The 18276-nt window shown below is 57.7% G+C and carries 15 protein-coding genes and 1 pseudogene; 6 read left to right on the top strand and 10 right to left on the bottom strand.

The window, feature by feature from the left end; all coding sequences use genetic code 11:
* Positions 1-71 precede the first annotated feature (71 nt).
* Together ACZ1HE_RS15725 and ACZ1HE_RS15730 are read left to right on the top strand one after the other, a co-directional pair.
* Positions 72-1440 (top strand): annotated as a pseudogene (locus ACZ1HE_RS15725) (formimidoylglutamate deiminase).
* 87 nt (positions 1441-1527) lie between these two features.
* Entirely contained in the window at positions 1528-2229 is a 702-nt protein-coding gene (locus tag ACZ1HE_RS15730; protein WP_472622268.1) for a GntR family transcriptional regulator, read from the top strand.
* Positions 2230-2321: 92 nt separating this feature from the next.
* Here the strand turns inward: ACZ1HE_RS15730 and ACZ1HE_RS15735 are convergent, their stop codons facing one another.
* Both ACZ1HE_RS15735 and ACZ1HE_RS15740 read right to left on the bottom strand, forming a co-directional pair.
* On the bottom strand, positions 2322-2780 hold the full coding sequence (locus tag ACZ1HE_RS15735) for an Lrp/AsnC family transcriptional regulator (protein WP_472622270.1): 459 nt from the start codon (positions 2778-2780) through the stop codon (positions 2322-2324).
* A complete protein-coding gene (locus tag ACZ1HE_RS15740) occupies positions 2777-3232 on the bottom strand; it encodes an Lrp/AsnC family transcriptional regulator (RefSeq protein ID WP_472622272.1) in 456 nt (151 codons plus the stop codon). The genes ACZ1HE_RS15735 and ACZ1HE_RS15740 overlap by 4 nt, the downstream gene beginning before the upstream one ends.
* A gap of 133 nt (positions 3233-3365) precedes the next feature.
* Here ACZ1HE_RS15740 and ilvC point away from each other — a divergent pair, with 133 nt between their 5' ends.
* The 4 genes from ilvC (at position 3366) to ACZ1HE_RS15760 (ending at position 7201) form a co-directional block, all read left to right on the top strand.
* Positions 3366-4388 (top strand): ketol-acid reductoisomerase, encoded by a 1023-nt coding sequence (ilvC, locus tag ACZ1HE_RS15745; RefSeq protein WP_472622274.1) that lies wholly within the window; start codon positions 3366-3368, stop codon positions 4386-4388.
* A 152-nt stretch (positions 4389-4540) separates the two neighbouring features.
* On the top strand, positions 4541-4678 hold the full coding sequence (locus ACZ1HE_RS15750) for a hypothetical protein (protein ID WP_472622276.1): 138 nt from the start codon (positions 4541-4543) through the stop codon (positions 4676-4678).
* A 111-nt stretch (positions 4679-4789) separates the two neighbouring features.
* On the top strand, positions 4790-5902 hold the full coding sequence (locus ACZ1HE_RS15755; protein ID WP_472622278.1) for an aromatic ring-hydroxylating oxygenase subunit alpha: 1113 nt from the start codon (positions 4790-4792) through the stop codon (positions 5900-5902).
* A gap of 375 nt (positions 5903-6277) precedes the next feature.
* Positions 6278-7201 carry a DMT family transporter gene (locus ACZ1HE_RS15760; protein ID WP_472622280.1) on the top strand — a complete coding sequence of 308 codons (924 nt, stop codon included), beginning with the start codon at positions 6278-6280 and terminating at the stop codon, positions 7199-7201.
* A 78-nt stretch (positions 7202-7279) separates the two neighbouring features.
* Here ACZ1HE_RS15760 and glmM read toward each other — a convergent pair whose 3' ends face one another.
* The 8 genes from glmM to ACZ1HE_RS15800 form a co-directional block, all read right to left on the bottom strand.
* Positions 7280-8641, bottom strand: coding sequence for a phosphoglucosamine mutase (glmM, locus tag ACZ1HE_RS15765; RefSeq protein WP_472622282.1), 1362 nt, complete (start codon positions 8639-8641; stop codon positions 7280-7282).
* A gap of 43 nt (positions 8642-8684) precedes the next feature.
* Positions 8685-9683 carry a dihydropteroate synthase gene (gene folP, locus ACZ1HE_RS15770; RefSeq protein ID WP_472622284.1) on the bottom strand — a complete coding sequence of 333 codons (999 nt, stop codon included), beginning with the start codon at positions 9681-9683 and terminating at the stop codon, positions 8685-8687.
* The gene (locus tag ACZ1HE_RS15775) at positions 9680-10600 is read right to left on the bottom strand and encodes a dihydroneopterin aldolase (protein ID WP_472624499.1); all 921 of its coding nucleotides are present in this window, start codon (positions 10598-10600) and stop codon (positions 9680-9682) included. The genes folP and ACZ1HE_RS15775 overlap by 4 nt, the downstream gene beginning before the upstream one ends.
* A 190-nt stretch (positions 10601-10790) precedes the next feature.
* Positions 10791-11429, bottom strand: coding sequence for a cell wall hydrolase (locus ACZ1HE_RS15780; protein WP_472622286.1), 639 nt, complete (start codon positions 11427-11429; stop codon positions 10791-10793).
* 178 nt (positions 11430-11607) lie between these two features.
* Positions 11608-14172: a putative PEP-binding protein gene (locus ACZ1HE_RS15785; RefSeq protein WP_472622288.1), complete on the bottom strand. Its 2565-nt coding sequence runs from the start codon at positions 14170-14172 to the stop codon at positions 11608-11610.
* 75 nt (positions 14173-14247) lie between these two features.
* Positions 14248-16476: a glycine--tRNA ligase subunit beta gene (gene glyS / locus ACZ1HE_RS15790; RefSeq protein ID WP_472622290.1), complete on the bottom strand. Its 2229-nt coding sequence runs from the start codon at positions 16474-16476 to the stop codon at positions 14248-14250.
* A 9-nt stretch (positions 16477-16485) separates the two neighbouring features.
* Positions 16486-17697: a sodium/glutamate symporter gene (gltS, locus tag ACZ1HE_RS15795; RefSeq protein ID WP_472622292.1), complete on the bottom strand. Its 1212-nt coding sequence runs from the start codon at positions 17695-17697 to the stop codon at positions 16486-16488.
* Between the two features lie 20 nt (positions 17698-17717).
* On the bottom strand, positions 17718-18242 hold the full coding sequence (locus ACZ1HE_RS15800) for a DUF6446 family protein (RefSeq protein ID WP_472622294.1): 525 nt from the start codon (positions 18240-18242) through the stop codon (positions 17718-17720).
* Positions 18243-18276: the final 34 nt, after the last annotated feature.

Raw genomic sequence — 18276 nt, forward strand, 5'->3', positions numbered from 1 at the left:
CGTCCACTTCCCTCTTGATGCGGCGAAACGTATGAGATTATAAATCTTATGTCTATACATATGAGGAAGCGATGCAGAGAATTTTCGCGAACCGCGCCCGCACCCCGGAAGGTTGGCTTCAGGACGTTATTGTGACTGTCGAAGACGGTCGGATCGCTTTAATCGAGGCAGGACAATCCCCGCTAGCGCAGGACACGCGGGTGGATACCCTCCTGCCGTCGCCAGGAAATTTGCATTCCCATTCCTTCCAGCGCGCAATGGCAGGCATGACCGAAGTGCGGGCCGCTGGCAAAGACAGCTTCTGGACCTGGCGTACTTTGATGTACCGCTTCATGGAACACATCACACCTGAACAGTATGAGGCCATCGCGGCGTTGGTCTTTATGGAAATGCTCGAGGCAGGCTACGCCTGTGTCGGAGAATTCCACTACGTCCACCACCAGCCTGGCGGCGTGCGGTTTGACACAGTGACCGAGCTTAGCGACCGGGTCTTTTCTGCAACCCAAGCAACCGGTATCGGCCTGACCCATCTGCCCGTCCTCTACACCTATGGCGGCGCCAAAGAACAGCCGCTCAGTGGAGGGCAAACACGCTTTGGTAACACAGTCGATGAATTTGCCGAACTGGTGACACTGGCGCGCGCGCATGCCGCCCGCACTCTGTCGAGCCGATGCACGCGTCGGCATTGCACCTCACTCACTAAGAGCGACATCCCCTCGGGATTTGACCGAAGCGCTGTACCTCAAGGAACAGAACCCGGTACATATCCACATCGCCGAACAGCCAAAGGAAGTGGCCGACATTCGAAATTGGCTTGGTGCGCGACCGGTAGAATGGCTGCTGGACAATTCCGACATCAACGAAGCATGGTGCTTGATCCACGCAACCCACATGACAGAAGACGAAACCACCCGGATGGCCCAATCAGGTGCCGTCGCAGGGCTATGCCCGATCACCGAGGCGAACCTCGGTGATGGGCCCTTCAATGGCCCCTCTTATCTGTCGGCAGGTGGAAGTTTTGGAATCGGTTCTGATTCGAACGTGCGTATTTCGCTGACTGAGGAACTGCGCACGCTGGAGTATTCTCAACGCCTGCGGGATTTGCAGCGCAATGTCATGATTGCAGACGAAGGCTCTGTCGGAGCGGCTATGTACCTGTCTGCAGCCAAAGGTGGAGCACAGGCGCTTGGACGGCACAGCGGGCAAATCTCTATCGGCCACCTGGCTGACCTGACTGCCATAAACAGTGACGACATTTCACTTTGCACACTCAAAGACGACCAAATTTTGGATGGCCTCGTGTTCGCCGCCCACGACAATGTGGTTTCAGATGTCTGGTCAGCAGGGCGGCACGCGGTAAAAGCAGGCCGCCATTTTGCGCGCGAACAGATTGTTTCATCTTACGTGTCTGCCATTCGATCGCTACTGGCATCAATTTGATGCTAATTCGAGTCAGCCTCTCTTTACTCTTTTAGTTGAATCGGGGCAGATACTCGCATTGACCGCCGCAAAGGGGCTTAGCCAGACGTGCAGACGCCGAAACGAAACACATTTCAAGCCGTCAGGGACGAGGTCAAACGCCGCATCGAAGCCCGTATTTGGCCGCAAGGGTCGCTACTACCAACAGAAACTGAACTGGCCGAAGAATTTGGCTGCGCCCGGGCCACTGTCAATCGCGCACTGCGGGAATTGGCTGATCAGGGATTTGTCGAACGACGCCGCAAGAGTGGAACCCGTGTAAAAACAGCCCCTGTCAAACACGCAAAAATTGAAATCGCGGTCGTGCGGCAGACGGTAGAAGAACAGAACGCTGTGTATCGCTATGCACTCGTTGAACGTTCGGTGTCTGACGCGCCAGCATGGCTGTCATCGCAACTCGGGCTTGCGGCAGGTACTCGTGTGCTTCACTTGCTGTGCATGCATTATGCGGACAATCGCCCATTCCAGTTCGAAGAGCGCTGGATCAACATCTCAACGGTTCCGGATATCGAATATGCCGACCTCACCACAGTTGGGCCGAATGAATGGTTGCTCAATGCGGTGCCCTTTACCGACGCTGAAATCACGTTCTCGGCAGTGGCCACAGATTCCAAGCTGTCCGATTTCCTGGCCACAGCGATTGGCACCCCGGTGATTCAATTGGAACGCACAACATGGTTGCAGGGTGAACCCGTCACCTATGTCCGCATGACGCATCACCCGGGTTATCGGTTCCGCACCCAATACTAGGGTCCCAATCGCGGCCGCTCCCGCCCGTCGACGATACCCGGGGCGGACCTCACCAAGAGTAGACCGACAGACTGCACAGGTCGGCAACGCATCTACCCTATCGGACCTGGCAACCTCTCTTCACTCAAAAGCACGTTCGCCTCGACATCCCCAGCCCCCGGCAAAGTCATGATCCGCCTGCGTAACACTCGTTCGAAATCTGGAAGGTCCCGCGCAACGACCCGCAGGCGATAGTCATAGAGTCCCAACACATGCTCGACCGTCTGGACTTCGGGGATGGCGCTGACCGCGCGCTCAAAATCCTCAAGGCTCACCTGCCCCTTGCGAGCCAGTTTTACGCCCAAAAACACAGTCACGCCAAAGCCAAGCGCTTCGGCGTTGAGCCTGAGCCGCCTGCCTTTGATGGCACCCGACTGCTCCAGCCGTCTGATCCGTCGCCAAGTGGCGGGCTGCGACAGGCCCAATCGCCGCCCAAGAGCACCCGCACTTTGGCTGGCATCCTGCACCAAGGCCCGCAACAGGGCACGGTCGATCTCGTCCAGCTCGATCATAGCGGCAGCCCTTCGCTGCTTTTGACCCGCGCGATATGCATCAGCGCCTCGATATCCGCGATATGCGGCAGGGTCAGAATTCGGTCGCGGTAAAGCTGCTGATAATGGGCCATGTCCCGCGCGATCACCGACAAGCGCACATCCACTCGACCCAAAAAAGTCTGGATCTCGATCACTTCGGCCACTTCACGCGCGGCAACCGTGAACTCATCAAATGCTCGCGCCTGCGTCTTGTCCAACGTCACGCGCAGCGACACCTCAACCGCATAGCCAAGTGCGCCCCAGTCGATCACCGCCTCTTGCCCCTGAATCACCCCCGCAGCCTGCATCTTTTCGATCCGTCGCCAACACACGCCCGAGGTCACCCGGCAGAGCTCGGCTAGATCGCCCATGCTCAGGCTTGGGTCGGCCTGATAGTGGCGCAGGATACGGCGGTCGATGTCATCGAGCATGATTTTTTCACTTTTTCTTCATTTAGAGAATTATCCTTCTCGATTTTCATAAATACTCAACCCCAAACCCCTCGCCAATCCCCAAACGCCCAGATAGAACAGCCCCAGTTCAATTCTGCAAAGGACCGCTGACATGCGCGTTTACTATGATCGCGATTGCGACATTAACCTGATCAAAGACAAAAAAGTGGCCATCCTTGGCTATGGCTCGCAAGGTCACGCCCACGCGCTGAACCTGCGCGACTCGGGTGCCAAGAACCTGGTCGTCGCCCTGCGCGAAGGCTCGCCCTCGGCCAAGAAAGCCGAAGGTGAAGGCCTGCAAGTCATGGGTATCGCCGAAGCCGCAGCCTGGTGTGACGTGATCATGTTCACCATGCCCGACGAACTGCAGGCGGAAACCTACAAAAAATACGTCCACGACAACATCAAGCCGGGTGCCGCCATCGCGTTTGCCCACGGCCTGAACGTGCACTTTGGCCTGATCGAGCCCAAAGAAGGCGTCGACGTCATCATGATGGCCCCCAAAGGCCCCGGCCACACTGTACGCGGCGAATACACCAAAGGCGGCGGCGTGCCCTGCCTGGTGGCGGTTGATCGCGACGCTTCCGGCAAGGCGCTGGAAATCGGCCTGTCCTACTGCTCGGCCATCGGTGGCGGCCGCTCGGGCATCATCGAGACCAACTTCCGCGAAGAATGCGAAACCGACCTGTTCGGCGAGCAAGCGGTTCTGTGCGGCGGTCTGGTCGAACTGATCCGCTGCGGCTTCGAAACTCTGGTCGAAGCCGGTTACGCACCGGAAATGGCCTATTTCGAATGTCTGCACGAAGTAAAGCTGATCGTTGACCTGATCTATGAAGGCGGCATTGCCAACATGGATTACTCGATCTCGAACACAGCTGAATACGGCCAGTACGTCACCGGTCCGCGTATCCTGAAATACGACGAGACCAAAGCGCGTATGAAGGAGGTTCTGGACGACATCCAGCAGGGTAAATTCGTTCGCGACTTCATGCTGGAAAATGCTGTTGGTCAGCCCACCATCAAAGCAGCCCGTCGCCACAACGACGAGCACATGATCGAAGAAACCGGTGCCAAGCTGCGCGGCATGATGCCGTGGATTTCGGCTGGCAAGATGGTCGACAAAGAAAAGAACTGATCTCTCAGATCTTTGCCAAATTCGGGGGCGGAGCAGAAATGCTTCGCCCTTTTTCATTTTACCGAACTGATCGCGCCCTCTGTGCAGTGCGTTCAGGGCATGTCATGCTGGCACACAGAACTTTGCCCCAATGACAAAAGGTCGATCGCCCCATGACTTTCCTTCGCGCGCTGAGTGTCACAGGTCTGATCCTTCTTGCTGCGGGATGTGAGCCGCCGCAAAATGTCTCTCAAGAGCAATTGGAGTATCACAAGGGAAACCGGGCCGCGTACATGTATCAAGGGCGCTGACATATACTTGCTCATAGGTTTGCTCGGCAGGGGTATGTAAAATAGTTGGGCAAGCCCTTTAAATTGTCCTTTGCGACAGCTAACTATTGGCCAGCAAGAAAAGGATCTCCCATGCCAGCGCAGATTTTGCCCAAAGAGGCTTATTATTCGCCCGAGTGGTTCCAGCGGGAACAAGAAACCCTGTTCACCAAAACCTGGCAGCTCGTGGCCTATGAAAGCGATTTCAAGGACACCGGCGATTATGTCACCGCTCGCATTGGCGTTCAGCCGATTGCCGTGGTGCAGGACGCCGAGGGAAATCTGAACGCCTTCAAGAATATATGCCGCCACCGGGGGACAGAGTTGCTTGAAGGGCGTGGGAATGCCGGCAAGACGCTGGTCTGCCCCTATCACCGCTGGACCTTTGGGCTGGATGGGCGGTTGCGCGGCGTGCCGGACCGAGCCGAGTGTTTCCCCGATCTGGACCGAAAATCGTTGAACCTGCACGATGCCTCGATCGGGCGCTGGAAGGGGATGATCTTTGTAAACCCCGACCCGAATGCAAGCTTTGCGGATTGGATCGCGCCGCTGGATGCGGCCCCCTTCCCGCATGACATCACGGACCCCAAGCTGCAAGCCAGCGAAGAGTTCGTCTATAAGCTCAAATGCAATTGGAAGGTGTTCTTTGAGAATGCCATCGACGGGTATCACCTGGCCTATTTGCACGAAAACACTCTGGGGGGCCCCAAAGTTGGTGTAAATGTCTGGGACCAGCACGGCGAGCACATGGTCTGGTATTCGACCGAACGCGATGGGATCAAGAACCGCATCCCGGTGTTTGTCGAACAGCAGACCCGAGGGGCTGGCATGACCAAGATCAACGGCGCTGGCGATCCGGGATATGGCGGCGTCTACATGACCTTCCCGACGACGATGATTGTCCCCTCACCGTGGTCTTTCACTTTTTCGACGCTGGAGCCCATCGACGGAGACACCACGATCCTGCGCTCGCGCACTTGGTCACCCAAAAGCTGGTGGAGCTACAAGGAGCCGCTCAAAGGGACGCCTGGCTATGATCCGGAAACGGGGTTGATTGAATCCAAAAACTGGACAAAACACCCGCTGGAGACCGGCGATTTCCAGACCGAAGATGTTTGGGTCTGCGAAAAGATGCAGCGCTCGCTGCGCTCGCCGGACTATTCCGTCTCTGCCTTGGCCGAGGGGTTGGGGGTGAGGTCATGCTAGCCGAATTCCAAAAAATGGTCCGCGACGCCTGCACCTAATGGACAACTACAGCCCTGGATGTGCTCCCGCGTCCGGGCGATCCTGACTGCGTCAGCCCCACCAACGGACTTGGGCCGGGCGCCTCGCCTTCGGCTCGGCGCAGTCCCACCTGTGACCGCTGCCGCGCACCCAGAGCTGGCATACATTCGACCGTTGGGTGCCTTTCTGCTAAGGGCACAACTGGGTGCAAGCCGCCGAACGCAGTGAGGCCCGGCCCAACGGGAGGCGGCGTCCCGTAAGGGGCGCCTCCGACGGGCGGGAGCGCGCCCTGCTCTTTCTGATACCCTCGTAGTTCTAGCGCTTGACCCTACCGACGGTTCGGGGTCAGGTCGCGGGATGACCAATTCTCCAGAAATTTCTCGCCGCGACTGGCTCATGGTTTTGGCCTTGGGCCTCATCTGGGGCTCGACCTTTCTGGTGATCGAAATCGCTCTGCGCGGCATCACCCCGTTTTGGCTTGCCTCAGCCCGCATCGTTTTTGCATCAGTCCTTGTCGGAGTGTTCTGGTTTTGGCGAGGTTTACGCTTGTTCAGAGGACCAGTAGTGGCACGAGTATGGGTGTTACTGGCCATCATAGGCGCCCTGTCTACGGCGGTTCCCTTCTTGCTCATTAGCTGGGGGCAACAATTTGTCACCAGTGGTTTCACAGGGGTCTCGATGGCCTCCGTTGCGCTCATGGTCCTGCCCCTGGCCCATTTCATGGTGCCCGGTGAGCAGTTGAGTTGGCGTAAACTGCTAGGATTCGGGATCGGCTTTGCCGGAGTGGTTGTTCTGATCGGGGGGCAAGCCTTTGAAAGCAGTGGTAGCGAAAATGAAATATGGGGACGGCTTGCCTGCTTGGCTGCGGCAGGATGCTATGCGGTCAGCAGCGTCATGTTGCGCAGGCTTCCACCTGCAGACCCTGTCGGCTTGACGGCCGTCACGCTTCTAATCGGCCTCGTACCGGTTCTGGCTATTGCCTTCGCGGTTGAAGGCTCACCTCCAGCAGTAGACGCGCCTACGTTTGCAGCTTTGGCCGTTCTGGGGCTGATCCCTACGGCAGGCGCTTTTTTGCTTCGTATCATGGTTGTCCTGAGCGCCGGTCCAACCTTCATGAGCTTAACCAACTATCAAGTCCCCATCTGGTCCGTCCTGATGGGGTGGCTGGTCCTCAGTGAGCCCTTGCCGTCTTCGCTGTTGTGGGCCTTGCTGCTGATACTGGCAGGAGTTGGTTTCAGCCAATATGGCGCTCTCAAACGGTTGTTTACACAAAGCCCGTAAGCCCGCAGATGCACACCCGCCACTCTGGCTGATCTCTGCAGAGGTCAGACATCGGTTATTGGAAAACAGCTATTGAATTCAAACCGCAGTGTCCGCCGTGGACACTGCCTCGGCTACCGCACCTACGACCGTGTCAACTGCACGTTCCAGAACTTGTGGGTCTTCGCTTTCGGCCATCACCCGGATTAGAGGCTCGGTCCCCGACTTGCGGATCAGCAACCGACCGTTCCCGGACAAAGCTTCTTCGGCCGCAAGTATAGCCCGTTTGACCGTTTCGCTCTGCAATGGCGCCTGCCCGTCTTCGTACCGCACATTTTGCAGCAATTGCGGGATCGGTTCAAACTGCCGGGCCAAGGTCGACGCAGGTTCGCCGGTGCGGATCATCTCGGCAAGAAAATGCAAACCAGCCATCAGCCCGTCGCCTGTTGTGGCGTAATCGGACATGACGATGTGACCAGACTGTTCTCCACCCAGGTTGAATCCTTTTTCACGCATGCGTTCGACCACATACCGATCGCCAACCGAGGTGCGCTCCAATGTAAGACCCAGCCCCGAGAGATACCGTTCCAGGCCAAGGTTGGACATCACAGTCGCTACCAGCGTGTTGTGATTGAGTCGTTCTTCCTTTGCCCAGGCATTTGCCAGGAGCCCCATCAACTGGTCACCATCAGCAACGGAACCGGCTTCATCGACAACGGCGACGCGGTCGGCATCCCCGTCCAGACAAATGCCTACATGTGCACCATGTGCCACCACCGTTTCTGACGCCAGCATCGGCTGCGTTGACCCGCAGCCACGGTTGATATTGGTCCCGTCCGGCGATACGCCCACAGGGATCACATCAGCGCCCAATTCCCATAGAATCTCAGGTGCAGCGCGGTGAGCCGCGCCATTCGCGCAATCAATAACAACCTTGAGCCCGTCCAAGCGCAGATCTCGCGGCAGGGATGATTTGACCCGTTCTCCATAACGGAAACGCGCATCGTCTACCCGCCTGGCTCTGCCAATGTTGATTGCCTGGGCAGGCTGCACGCCCTGATCAATCAACTCTTCGATTTCCAGCTCTGCATCGTCCGACAGCTTGTACCCATCAGGACCGAAGAATTTGATGCCGTTGTCCTCTGCCGGGTTGTGACTGGCTGAGATCATGACACCCAAATCCGCGCGCATGGATCGCGTAACCAACCCGACAGCTGGGGTTGGGACAGGTCCCAGAAGCAGCACATTCATCCCAGTAGAGGTCAAACCAGCAGTCAGCGCGTTTTCGAACATATACCCAGATAATCGAGTGTCTTTTCCGATAACGACACGGTGCACTCCGCCAGAGCTACGTCGAAAATAACGCCCGACCGCCGCCCCAATCCGCAAGGCCATTTCTGCTGTCATGGGATGCGTATTGGCCGTTCCCCTGACGCCGTCAGTTCCAAAAAGCTTCCTCATTGCGCTCTTATCCTCGGTTGGCCGCGAATTGCGGATCGGGCTGTTATCGAATGGCGTGCCACAGGCGGAGCGCCTGCGCTGTTTCAGCCACATCATGTACCCGTAGAATTTGCACACCTTGGGACACCGCTGCAAGCGCGACCGCAATTGACCCGGGCGCGCGCGCTTCTGCCCGCGGTTCTTTGCCAATCGTGCCAATGAAACGCTTACGCGACGCCCCCAACAGGATCGGACAGCCGATCCCGTGAAACACGGACAGGTTTTTTAGCAGCGCCAAATTATGTGCCTGAGTTTTACCAAAGCCAATGCCAGGATCCACAATGATCTGCGATCGCGTAACCCCCAGTGTTTCAAGCCAGTTAACCTGACCTTCAAGAAAGTCATAGACGTCCAACACGACATCGTCGTACTGCGGGTCATCCTGCATTGTTGCCGGATCCCCCTGAGCATGCATGATGCAAACCGGTACGGATTGCGCAGCGCAGAGTGGCGCAAGCCCAGAGTCAAAGGTGAACCCCGAAACGTCATTGACGATGGACGCACCAGCAGTCAGAGCCGCCTGTGCCACCTGTGTCTTGCGCGTATCAATTGAAATCGTGATGTTAGACTCTGATCGAATAGCCTCGATCACAGGAGTAGTGCGCGCGATTTCTTCGTCCGAAGATATGAGATCGGCTCCGGGTCGGGTCGACTCGCCACCGACATCCAATATCGTGGCGCCGGTACCAACCATGGATCGCGCGCCCTGCAATGCCGCGTCAGTCCCGGCATGTAAGCCGCCGTCGGAAAAGCTGTCTGGGGTTACGTTGAGAATGCCCATGACATTCACAACATTCATATCCAGACCTGCGAGTGTGGACCGCGCCGCAGTCAACGTCGTCGCAACTGAAGTCGGAAGGTCCCTAGCTTCGACAACAACCGGCCCCCGTCCCCGTTCCAGAACCTCGACATGGGAGAACCAAAGATCCGTACCCGCCAGGCTCAACACGTTGTCTGGACGTACATCACCTGATTGCAGCAAAGGTCGGTAACGCGGTGTCACAGTTCCTTTTGCTCCACCGATACTGCGCGCAGCGGAACATCGGCCGAGCCGGGCAGATCCGCACCGATTGCCAACATTTCACCGGCTTCGAAAGTTGCAGCAAACCATGCTGCCAAAGCAACGGAATCCGATGGCGCAGCCGAAGGTCCATCCACTGCGTCCAAGACGACCTTGGACGGTGCCCAGACACAGATTTGCCCGTTTTTCATGCCCCAATCCAACTCGGTTCGGGTGGACACCACCACACAACGCGCATCCCGCGCAGCCAGGCTCCAGGCATTCTGTTCGATCGCTAAAAGGTCAATCCGACGCTGAGTCATCGCGTGCCCGGTCTGCGGCGCCTGCTGCTCTGGGGCCCCAACGCATATGATCAGCGGGCGTTCTCGATTCTCAAGCTGGTCGATCCAGCCCGAAAGATTGTTCGATGCAATCGCGCTGTTCGACAGGTACACAAGTCGCGGATGGGGACGCTCTTCTTCCAGAACATCGTGATGGACGCCATCCTTTCCGCGGACAATCTCGACACCCAATGCGCCCGGTCCACGATCCAGTTTTTCGATCCGGACAAAGGCCCGCACGGCCTGTGGTTCAAGCAAAATTCGCTCTGCCACCCGCTCTGCCAGAGTTTCAAGCAAGTTCAGGCGTTCTTCTGACAGCTCATGCGCAATTGCTTCTGTCACCCGGTCGTACGATAGGATCCTGTCAACGTCATCATCGATTGGCCCGGTCAAAGGTTGGACTTCGACCACGACATTGAAACAGATCCGCTGCGTCGTACCTCGCTCGGCCTGAAAGGCGCCGATCTCAACTTCGACGATATGGTCGCGCAAAGATATGCGGTCCAATGGACCGTGAGGAGCAGTGGCTTCGGCACGTTCAGAAGGGTGCGCAAATGCAAGACGGATTTCATGGCTCATCGGGGTGCCTTCCACGGGCAGGGACAAAGAGGTATCAGCATAGGCCGCGTGGCCGCCCATAACAAAACCGCAAACGCCATACCAGTGGCCGAATGCGGCGCAAAGCACGATATCCGCATCTGAAAAGCCATCCCATGCCGACCAATGCGTCGCTCAACCCTGGTCAATTCCTCGAATCGAGCGCTTGGCGTCAGTTGCTGGATGCTGTGCGATAGTTGTGGCGATAAAAAATGTGCACACCGATTTTGGCGGTTTTCTTGTACACCCGAGACCAGCTTGGGCGCACTGCAGTCGTATGATAGTGCGTCGCCCCATTTGTCAGGCTCTCGGCGACGCCATCAATCGTAGCCCGTGCAACCTTGGACACGCGCTCGAATGCTTGCTTTTCCGAGATGACCTCTTTCCGGCCATCACAGGTATAGGTGAACTGACACTGGTATTTTCGGCCGGTGCCCTGGCGGATCACCCCGCACAGCGTGTTGGGGAACCGGCTACTTTTGACCCGGTTCATGATGACCTCGGCGACAGCAAACTGGCCCTTGACGGTTTCGCCACGTGCCTCAAAATACAATGCTTCGGACAAGCAACGAAAATTCTCGTCACCTTCTGGGGCCGGTTGCTGATCAACCCACGCACGGCTGTAGGTAACCTTTGCTGGCTTCGGTTTGGGCCGAAACGCCTTGAGGTATTGGCGGAACCGCGAACCAGATTGCGCGTTCAGGGAGGCCTGTTCGCGTTCGACTTGTGTATTCAGACCGGTGTCAGCGTAGACCGTATTCGATCCAATAGCCGCCACGAGCATAGCAGCCGCAACAAAAAAACGTTTCATTTCAAAACCCCAAAAGGCACTCTCGCGCCAGACCCTCCCCCGGTGAGCGCAGGGAGGCATTTAGCGCAGAGTCCGCCAAAGGTCCAGTTTCTCTCAAAATGCAACCAAAAACCTGAAATATTTCGCCGACGAAGAAGTCGCGAAATTTCAGTTTTCTACAAGATATAGTAGTCTATTTTTACTCTTCGCCTAGCTTATGAGCGATCGCCAATTGAGCAGCCGCCAGCCGCGCAACAGGCACACGGAAGGGAGAACACGACACGTAATCGAACCCAGCGGCCCTGCAAAACGCTATTGATTCGGGGTTACCGCCATGTTCACCGCAAATAGATAGCGTCAGATCGGATTGAGCTTTCCTGGCCCGCTCTGCCCCAAGCTTAAGCAACTCGCCCACACCATCCGTATCCAGCACATGGAACGGATCCTCGTTGAATACGCCTTGGCGCACATAAGCTGACATGAATCTGCCAGCGTCGTCGCGTGACAGGCCGTAGGTCATCTGCGTCAGGTCGTTGGTCCCAAAGCTCAGGAATGCTGTGTTGGGGGCGATTTCGTCAGCACGCAGACAGGCGCGTGGCGTTTCAACCATAACACCCAGACGATAGTCGAACTCTTGGCCTTGCTCTGCTGCAACCGCAGCAGCGACCGCGTCGATCCGCACCTTGACCAATTCAACCTCTCGCTTGGCGCTGACCAGCGGGATCATGATTTCGGGAACAACTGGCGCCCCTTCGCGGCTGGCCGCAACCGTCGCCTCAAAGATAGCTCGGGCCTGCATGTCATAGATTTCGGGAACCGTGACGCCTAGCCGCACGCCCCTCAGGCCCAGCATCGGGTTGTATTCACTCATCGCCTCGACGCGACGGGTAACATCGCTGACAGGAATATCCAATGCCTCGGCCAGTTCACGTTGTCCGGTGCGACTGGTGGGCAGAAACTCGTGCAAAGGCGGGTCGAACAGCCGGATGCAAACCGGTTGGCCATGCATGATACGGAACAACTGCGTGAAATCATCCCTCTGCATCGGCAACAATCGCTCAAGCGCCGCTGCACGCCCTGATGGCTCGTCCGCAAAGATCATCTCGCGCATCACCGTCAAACGGCCGGGGTCAAAGAACATGTGCTCGGTTCGGCACAGACCAATACCCTGTGCGTCAAAGTTCCGCGCAGTCTGAGCATCCGCAGGTGTGTCCGCATTGGCCCGGATACCGATGTCGCGTGATTCATCTGCCCACCGCATCAAGGTTTGGAAACAATCGTCCAATGCGGCTTCGAGCATCGCGGGTTGACCTGCCAGAACTTGCCCGGAACTGCCGTCAATTGTCAGAGTGTCGCCCGTCTTAAATACCCGCCCGTCCGGAGCTGTCAGCAGCTTTTTCTTGGTCTGGAATGCCATATCTGACGCCCCGACGATACACGGCAACCCCATCCCGCGCCCAATCACGGCCGCGTGGCTGGTCATGCCACCTTTTTCGGTAAGCACTGCCACGGCGGCATGCATTCCTCGAACATCCTCGGGCGAGGTTTCTCGCCGTACCAGAATGCAAGGTTCCGATCGCGCCGCGCTTGCCTGCGCTTCGGTGGCAGTAAAGACGATCTTACCTGTGGCGGCACCGGGGCTGGCTGCGATGCCGGTGGTCAAAACATCGCGCTCTGCTTCGGGATCGACCTGACGGTGCAACAGCTCGTTCAAAGAATGCGGGTCTACCCGCATGACGGCCTCCTCCCGCGGAATGATGCCATCCTCGGCTAGCCGCACGGCAATCCGAACAGAAGCCCGAGCGCTGCGCGGTACACGTACGCCGTCCAGAATATGCGCATGGCCACTTTCGATCACGAACTCGACCTGCATTTCCTCGCGCAGCTTGGCTCGCATCAATGCGGCGTGGGTTTTGAGCTCCTCAAATGCCTCGGGCGCTAAATCTTCCAGCGAGGGACCACGCGGGTCCTTTTCCAGATAAAGCGCACCCGATCCGGCCCCGAGCGCATCTCGACCTTGGCTCTGACTTAGATAGCGGCCCGTGATCTGCGGCTGTCCGGTGACCGTATTGACCAATTGCAATACACCTGATCCACACTCGCCCTGCCCCACACCCGGGATCATTTGCTGCACCACCAACCCAAGACCGGCATCGGTCAGCGCTCCCTTGGCCTGACGCAGCAAACGCGCAGTTGTGCCCTCCCAGGCACGGGCCATTGATTTCAGCACCGCGTCCAGTTGCTCGGCCGGGTCTTGCGGAAAGTGCTCATCGGTTTCGGCCTCATAGGCATGCAGAACCTCGCTCAGCCCCTGCGGCCCGTCATCAACCACATCCTCGAATACATCGGGGTCTAACCTCGCAACGTGCACAGCATAGTTCTGGACAAATCGCAGATAAAGCGCCGCCGCGGCCTCGGCTCCCATGCTGTCGCTCAGATCGACATAACGGGCATCGTTCATTCCGATGTTCAGGATCGCACCCGGTCCACCCCAATCGGGATCTTCCGAACTGGGCCTGACACACAGCAAGTCGGTTGGTTCGAACTGCTCTAGAATGGCCGGGATGTCGGGCATTTCCCCTTCGGCAATACCATGCACCGCGCTGAACGAAAGCGCCACTGTACGCGGCACCGGCAAGTCCAGCCGGACCAGGCGTTGCAAGCATTTCGCCCGCCCACCATGGGTTTTTGCCGCCACCGGAGCGTCGACTGAGATCAGCGTGGTATGTGGATTATTCTGCACTGCGGCACCTTTTGGTTTCATCGCAGCATAAGAGGCTTTTGGCGTGGCGCAAGGGCCTCACCCGCCAAAACCGGCGGCGAGGTCCTTGCGTACGCGTCAGCCTTCAACCTTGGTCAGGTCGGCCACGCTGGAACAGATAGTGCGGATCTGGCTGAGCAGGTTCAGACGGTTGCGGCGCACCACCTCGTTGTCGGTGTTGACCTGTGCCTCTTCGAAAAACGCATCAATCGGCCCACGCAAGGCCGCCATGGCGGACATTGCGGTCGGGAAATCTTCGGCCTCCAGCGCCGGGGCGATCAGCTTCTCTGCCTTTGCCAAGGCATCGAACAGCGCCTTCTCACTGTCCGTCTCGGCAAATTTCAGGTCAGCACCGTAAGAGTATTCGACGCCATCCTTCTCCTCGGCCTGAGTCAGGATGTTATTGGCACGCTTAAAGCCCTGCACCAGATTTTCGCCATCCTCGGTCGCAATGACGGCATTTAGCGCACGGGCGCGTTTGACCAACAGGTTGAGGTCATCATTACCCTCCATCGCGATGCAGGCATCAATCACGTCGTGACGAATACCCTCGTCGCGCAAAAAGACCTTGAGGCGGTCGTGGATGAACGAAAGCAAGTCGTCGGACAAGTCTGGCAGAGCCTCGCCAACGGCATGCAGCAGGGCATTTTCACCATCTGTGTACTTCTCACGCACGGCGCGTAAAGCCGCGCCAAAAACGCCATGATCTGCGATTTCGTCCAGCAAATCAGCCAGCGCTTCAACCTCTTTGCTTTCAGCGTGTCCATTTTGATGGATCTTGTGCTTGAGCAGCTGGCTGCCAATCGACTTGTTCAGCGGCATCCGCAGATCGTTGGCAAGCACCAAACGGATGACACCCAAGGCCGCACGACGCAGGGCAAAGGGGTCTTTTGAGCCCGTGGGTTTTTCGTCAATCGCCCAGAACCCGGTCAGTGTGTCCAGTTTGTCTGCCAGTGCCACGGTCGCGGACAATGGCGCGGTTGGCACATCGTCGGACGGGCCCAGCGGCGAGTAATGCTCTTCGGCCACGGCAGCCACGGCCGTGTCCTCGCCAGCAGCTTCGATATAGTATCGGCCCATCAACCCCTGCAGTTCGGGGAATTCATAGACCATTTCCGAGCTCAGATCGGTTTTTGCCAGTTTTGCGGCCTTTTCGGCCTGATCCACATCGGCGCCGGTTACAGCTGCCAAGGCGCGCGCCAGAGCAGCGATGCGGCGGATGCGGTCGCCCTGGCTGCCCAGCTTGTTGTGGAAGGTCACGTTCTCCAGTGACCGGGCCCAGGTGTTCATGTCCAGCTTGGCGGTGCGCAGGTCATTTTCCCAGAAGAATTTGGCATCAGCCAGACGCGCCGACAGCACCTTTTGGTTACCCGCCAGAATGGTCGCGCCGTTGTCGGCGGTTTCGCGGTTGGCGACGGTAATGAATCGCTCGATGCGGCCCGTTTTGGGGTTCTTCACCGAAAAGAACTTCTGATGCTCTTTCATCGAGGTTTGCAGAACCTCGGGCGGCAGCTCCAGAAAATCATCGTCTATCTTGCCCATCAGCACCACGGGCCATTCAACCAGACCGGCGACCTCGGCCAAAAGGCCCTTATCGTCGACCACTTCGAGCCCGGCGGCAAAAGCCTGATTTGTGGCGTCGTTCCAAATATGCTCGGCGCGCTCAGCCGGGTTCAGCACCACAAAGGCGCGTTTCAGCTTGGCCTCGTAATCCTCGAACGAATTCACCGCAAAGCGACCCGGTGCCATGAAACGGTGCCCCTCGGTGGTATCGCCGGATGTGATGCCTTCTACGGTCAGTGGCACAACTTCGGTGCCAGCCTCGTCACTCAGAATGCACAGGATCGAATGCAGCGGGCGCACCCATTTCATCGCGCCACTGCCCCACCGCATGGATTTAGGCCATGGGAAGTTGCGGATTGTGCTGTCCAGCACCTCGGCAATGATCTCGGCGGCAGGACGACCGGCTTTCTCGATGGTAGCAAAATAGACCGCGCCTTTGGGCGTGTCGCGCTCCTCAAGCTGGTCGCGGGTGATACCGGCACCACGCAGGAACCCCTCGATCGCTTTATCAGGCGCGTCGACCTTGGGGCCCTTGCGCTCTTCGCGTACCGTGGGGCTTTCTGCCAGCAGGCCCTGAACCGTCAGCGTCAGACGGCGGGGCGTGGTCAGGACAGCGGCCCCGGCGTAGGTCAACCCACCTTCAACCAAACCATCGGTGATGCGCTTTTTCAGATCCTCACCGGCGCGGGTTTGCATGCGCGCGGGGATTTCCTCGGAAAACAGTTCGATCAGCAGGTCGGGCATGGTCGGTCCTTAGAAGTTTACAATCGTCTGGATGACGATGGCATTGGCGATATCCACGAAGAAAGCGGATACAAGGGGGAGCACGATAAAGGCAATAGGCGACGGGCCATATCGCTTGGTCACGGCGGTCATATTTGCGATTGCGGTGGGGGTGGCGCCTAAAGCAAAGCCCCCGAAGCCCGCGGCCAGCACTGCAGCGCGGTAACCGCTGCCCATCACGGGGAAGAGGACAAAGATCACAAAGGCCACGGTGAATGTCGTCTGCGCGAACATGACTACCGCGATCACCGCGCCAAGTTCGGCGATCGTCCACAGCTGCAGCGTCATCAGTGAGATCGCCAGAAACGCACCAAGCGCGAATTCGGAAATCATCGCAAGCGCAGGGGTGCGCGAGATCGGTTTGGCATTGGGCCTGAACGCGCTGCGCAGATTGGCGATAACGATGGCCATGATCAGGCAAGGTACAAACAGCGGCAGCTTCAGCCCTGCCGCTTCGATCACTTCGGACAGGGCATAACCCAGAATGATCGCGATGTTCAGAAACAGCAGAACCCGCATGACCGAAACGTGGTCGATTTTGCTTTGGCTCTGGCTTTCGCCATCAGGGATACCGATCGTATGCCCTTCATCCGGGCGACTGGGGGTCAGTTTGTGCGTCTCGACCAGATATTTGGCGACGGGTCCGCCGACCAATGCGGCCAAAACAAGACCCAGAGTGGCCACAGCCACCCCCAACTCGGTCGCGCCGGACAGACCTGTGGCGTTTGCCACTTCGGGGGCCCAGGCGATGGCGGTGCCGTGCCCACCGATCAGGGATGCCGATCCAAACAGGACGCCGGATTGCCAGGGATAACCGAACAAGCCCGCCCCAACCGCGCCGATGACGTTCTGGATCAGAATAGTCGCCACCGTCAGGATCAACAGCAAGAGCAGCGGCTTGCCTCCGGCGATCAGATCAGACAGGCGTGCATTCAGACCGATGCCTGCAAAGAACAGTACCAGCAAGAAGTCTCGTGTCGCCATTTCGAATGCGAACTCAAGATCGAAGCCAAGATACAGTCCCAGTACGACGAGCGACGCCAACAGGCCCCCGGTTACCGGCTCCGGGATGTTGAACTGCCTGAGTACCGCTACCCGTCCGTTAATCTCGGCCCCAAGCAGATAGACCGCAAAGCCAAGCGTTGCAGTTATGAAATCCGGTATCACATATGCTTCTGCCACAGCGGCCTCTTGATTTTAGATCAGTTGGTAGGCCGTTCCGGGCAGGTCTCGCCAACCACGGTGCCATCGTATGCTTTCTCGCCGCAGTCATTGAATTCATGCCAGACATAGCCCTTGCCTTCGTCTGTCACTGCCACAACCCGGTCGACGCCAAAATGGATATTCTTGGCCGCCAGATAGGTGCGCGCACGACCTTCGCTGATGGCTGTTCCAATGGTCGGCGCATCAAAACAGTCGAACCAATCCGGCGCAACCCTCGGCTCGGTCTTGTCGGATTCGACATAGGTCGCGGACAAGTCAGCCAGCGACAGATCGGTCGTGAAGCAGGCACGGTAGCGAATGGGAGAGCTGTCGGCGTCGATCGCTTCGAACCCGGTGTAGGCAATCGGTTGCGGCGCGTTTGTGTCTTGGGCCATCAGCTGCACATCCTGCCCCGGCTGCGCTTCGACGGTGTAATAAAACCCATAAATCTGGAGATAATAGATCGCCGCACCCGCGATTGCAGTGGACAGCAACAAAGCGATTACCAGCAGTTTACCCGCCATTTGTTAAATCTCCTTCATAAAGGGATACGACCCT

It is taken from the genome of Falsiruegeria sp. JB4-1, assembly GCF_055693495.1.

Coding starts and splice junctions, on each gene's coding strand:
- ACZ1HE_RS15775 (WP_472624499.1), bottom strand. CDS start 10,600: ATGAGCCATGAAATCCGTCTTGCATTTGCGCACCCTTCTGAACGTGCC.
- ACZ1HE_RS15750 (WP_472622276.1), top strand. CDS start 4,541: ATGACTTTCCTTCGCGCGCTGAGTGTCACAGGTCTGATCCTTCTTGCT.
- ACZ1HE_RS15780 (WP_472622286.1), bottom strand. CDS start 11,429: ATGAAACGTTTTTTTGTTGCGGCTGCTATGCTCGTGGCGGCTATTGGA.
- ilvC (WP_472622274.1), top strand. CDS start 3,366: ATGCGCGTTTACTATGATCGCGATTGCGACATTAACCTGATCAAAGAC.
- ACZ1HE_RS15755 (WP_472622278.1), top strand. CDS start 4,790: ATGCCAGCGCAGATTTTGCCCAAAGAGGCTTATTATTCGCCCGAGTGG.
- ACZ1HE_RS15800 (WP_472622294.1), bottom strand. CDS start 18,242: ATGGCGGGTAAACTGCTGGTAATCGCTTTGTTGCTGTCCACTGCAATC.
- ACZ1HE_RS15735 (WP_472622270.1), bottom strand. CDS start 2,780: ATGATCGAGCTGGACGAGATCGACCGTGCCCTGTTGCGGGCCTTGGTG.
- glyS (WP_472622290.1), bottom strand. CDS start 16,476: ATGCCCGACCTGCTGATCGAACTGTTTTCCGAGGAAATCCCCGCGCGC.
- ACZ1HE_RS15740 (WP_472622272.1), bottom strand. CDS start 3,232: ATGCTCGATGACATCGACCGCCGTATCCTGCGCCACTATCAGGCCGAC.
- ACZ1HE_RS15760 (WP_472622280.1), top strand. CDS start 6,278: ATGACCAATTCTCCAGAAATTTCTCGCCGCGACTGGCTCATGGTTTTG.
- glmM (WP_472622282.1), bottom strand. CDS start 8,641: ATGAGGAAGCTTTTTGGAACTGACGGCGTCAGGGGAACGGCCAATACG.
- ACZ1HE_RS15785 (WP_472622288.1), bottom strand. CDS start 14,172: ATGAAACCAAAAGGTGCCGCAGTGCAGAATAATCCACATACCACGCTG.